Origin of the sequence: Methylobacterium sp. J-077 (assembly GCF_022829365.1) — a bacterium.
In the GTDB taxonomy this organism is placed as follows: Bacteria; Pseudomonadota; Alphaproteobacteria; order Rhizobiales; family Beijerinckiaceae; genus Methylobacterium.
The window spans coordinates 1-2,966 of record NZ_JAKSYJ010000239.1 but is presented as its reverse complement, the minus strand read 5'-3'; the positions used below and the strand labels follow the sequence as shown (position 1 = coordinate 2,966).

Annotated in this window: 3 protein-coding genes; 2 read left to right on the top strand and 1 reads right to left on the bottom strand. The window is 64.4% G+C overall.

Features of this window, described 5'->3' with window-relative positions; genetic code table 11:
• Together MKL11_RS30915 and MKL11_RS30910 are read left to right on the top strand one after the other, a co-directional pair.
• Positions 1-191 (top strand): transposase (locus MKL11_RS30915; protein WP_243950833.1); only part of this gene is annotated, 191 nt, incomplete at its 5' end.
• 726 nt (positions 192-917) lie between these two features.
• Entirely contained in the window at positions 918-1,889 is a 972-nt protein-coding gene (locus MKL11_RS30910) for a transporter (protein ID WP_243950835.1), read from the top strand.
• 178 nt (positions 1,890-2,067) lie between these two features.
• On the opposite strand, the gene MKL11_RS33655 is transcribed toward MKL11_RS30910, so the two are convergent.
• Positions 2,068-2,796, bottom strand: a complete 729-nt coding sequence (locus MKL11_RS33655; RefSeq protein ID WP_409565940.1) for a DUF3734 domain-containing protein — start codon at positions 2,794-2,796, stop codon at positions 2,068-2,070.
• Positions 2,797-2,966 lie beyond the last annotated feature (170 nt).

Here is a 2,966-nt window from a genome sequence, read left to right as displayed (position 1 = left end):
CCCGGCGCGGGATCGAGAGCAGCCAACGTCTGGGCCGACACAGGTGGGTCGTGGAGCGGACGCTGGCCTGGTTCGCCAAGTTCCGCCGCCTCGCCATCCGCTACGAGCGACGGGCCGACATCCATCTCGCCTTCTCGACCCTGGCCGCAGCCCTCATCGTTTGGCGCTTCATCGAACGATGGTTTTGTTAGACGTTCTAAGCCTTGAATGGGTTTAGCCACCCCGCCTTGCACTCCCTCGTAGGAGAAGGTCGGTGAGCTTGCTCACGAGACCGTACGGGGCTGGTTCGCCTTCGGATGCAAGCCCTTACGTTCCGGGCATGCCGTATTTCCGCCAGGACGGTCTCTCCGAAGTCCGGCTCCAAAAAGGGTTCCCCACGCGAACATTGCGGTCGGTGACGACCTCGTCGGCAGAACCCTGGCCTCAGGACAGGAAACGACCTGCCGCCATCGCGCCCTGCTCGGGACCTCGGCAGATGGCAGGCTTCTTGCCGAGGTCCGGACCCATCTTGTCGAGTCAAAGCCCGTGACAGTCGCTCGCATTGCGGGTCGCGGTCGTGAACGTCGTCGGTGCATTTGCACGTCTCGCGGGCGCTCGCGTACCGGCCTTGTTTGCTCACGTCTTGAGCAGCGTGGGAGGCGCACGGCTTTGATTGCCTCGTAGATACAGCCTCCACATCTTCCATCGTGTTTTTGCTGCAACACGAACTGATCCCCGCACCTATACCGCGGAGATTAAAGTAGACTTGCAGTAATTCTATGGCACACTCGTGATGTCGATGGAGATGCATACAAATTGATCGCGTTTCCATACAACTAAGACCGTGCGGTCCAACAACACAAACTGCCAATACCTGCGCCGAACCCGTTCGGCGAACGGGAGCGCTCGGCCTGCGTCCGGCGAGAAGGGGATTGAGGATGCTGAACAGGATTACGGCGACTCTCGCGGGAGCCGCGGCCGTCGCGTTGAGTGCGACCGCGGCCTTCGCGCAGTCGACCACGGTTCCCGGCGAGCAGGTCGGCCTCGCCGCCGGCGCGCCGCTACCCGAAGGTCTCTACGCGGTGGACACCTTCATCTATCGCCGCACCGACCAGCCCTTCTCGCCCGACACCGCGATCAACGTCCCGTTCCTGCTGTGGTCGACGCCGCTGACGCCGCTCGGCGGCCGCATCGAGGCGCTAGTCGCCCAGCCCACCGTGTTTGCCTTCACCCGCAATGGCGCCGGCCAACGTAACAAGGACATCTCGGTCAATGTCGGCACCCTGCTGGCCGGCATTTGGGCATTTGACCTCGGCGGCAACTTCGGCGTGAGCTTCCTGGGCGGCGTTCACCTGAACGACCTCGATGCTGGCCGCGGCTCGCTCGGCACCGGCCTCAGCGGTACGCCGGTGCTGCCGCAGTTCTCCTCAAACACCTACCGCTTCGGCGTTGCGGGCAGTTACACCGGCGACGGCTGGAACATCACCGCTAACCTGACGGGCAACGTCTACGACACGCCAGGCCGCTTCGGCGGTCCGGTCGGCGCCGCAATCGGCCCGATCCGCCTCTCGGACGCAATCCTGCTCGATCTGACCGCCACCAAGAAGTTCGGAAACTTCGAGATCGGTCCCATCGCCTACGGCACCTACAACTTCGACATCAGCCAGTTCAGCGCGGCGTACAATAACCGTGGCCGCTTCGCCGTCGGCGGCCTCGTCGGCTACGACTTCAAGGCCTTTACCGTTCAGGCCTACGTCGCGCGCGACGTGGTCACCGGCGCTCAGTACACGAATGCGCTGGGCCGGACCCGCGACAACTACTCGACGGACGGCTTCATCCGGTTCATCGTTCCGCTCTACACGCCGCCCGCCGCCGCGCCTGTCGTGACGCCGCTGGTGCGCAAGGGCTGAGCGGACACGCTCTCGCGTCGCGAACCGCCAGGGCCCGCGACGCAGACAGAATCGAAGTGCAAATCCTTCCCAGGGTCCATGCTTCGATAGGGGCCGAGCGGCCCGGTCTCAACAGCTAAACCCGCTCGGCCCCGCCTCTTGCTGGGGAATTCCGGTGCTCATACTTCCGGCGTCTTGATCATGGCCGGTCGCCGCCTGCGGGAGCCGTTATGGCAGGCGCAGTAAGGGTGACATAGTTGAAGCGACCGCTCCCAGGATCGCTTATCGGCAGCAGCTCAAGGCCGGCGACCGCATCGCGTCCGCCAGCGGCCCAACGGTCCCGGATTGATAAGCGCGAGAAGTCGAAGCTCTTGGCGGCGAGTTCGTCGGCGCCGGATTGGTAGACGAGATGAAGCAACGTCACCTTGGGTCCGCCCGGGTCGAGCTTTTGCCGCAGGTCGTACTCGCGCCTGAGGCCGGCAATCGCCCGGCGCGGCGGGCTGGCGAAGATGAGGTCGTTGGCCCGTTCCAGCACCGCGTCGAGGGAGGCCGGTCGGGAGTTCCAGGTACGGGGTTCGGGCAGGATCTCCGCCGGGGTCATGGCGCCCTGGTAGGGGAGTAATTCGGCAACTTCCTGCATGACGCGGTCCCAGAACTCCTCGACGCGGAAGCGTTCGAGTTGGTTCTCGACCTTCGTCAGCCGACCCTGGACCCGCTCGCACTCGGCGTCGGCGGCCTGTGCGCGTGCAAAAAGGGCGACGCTCTCGGCTTGGAGCTTCTCGATCAGCGAGAGCAGGTGTTTGCGGTCCTCGGTCTCCTCGGCGCGCAGGACTTCGGCCGCCTCGCGCTCGTGGGCGAACCGGAGGGTAGCCTCGCGCTTGGCCCGCTTCCACAGGTTCATGGCCAGCGTCTGGCCGGCAGTCTTCATCTCCTTGGATGTCAAAAGGCGTTGGAATGGGGTTCATCCGCACTTTCGGTGCTGGCGAGCCTTCGTACGGCCAAGCTCTACGGGTCGACCTCAGGCGGCATGGAGGACACGCTGGCGCAGAAGATCGAACTTCGCGCGGCCGTACATGCTCCGCTTGATCAGTTTGAGGC

Coding starts and splice junctions, on each gene's coding strand:
- MKL11_RS30910 (WP_243950835.1), top strand. CDS start 918: ATGCTGAACAGGATTACGGCGACTCTCGCGGGAGCCGCGGCCGTCGCG.
- MKL11_RS33655 (WP_409565940.1), bottom strand. CDS start 2,796: ATGAAGACTGCCGGCCAGACGCTGGCCATGAACCTGTGGAAGCGGGCC.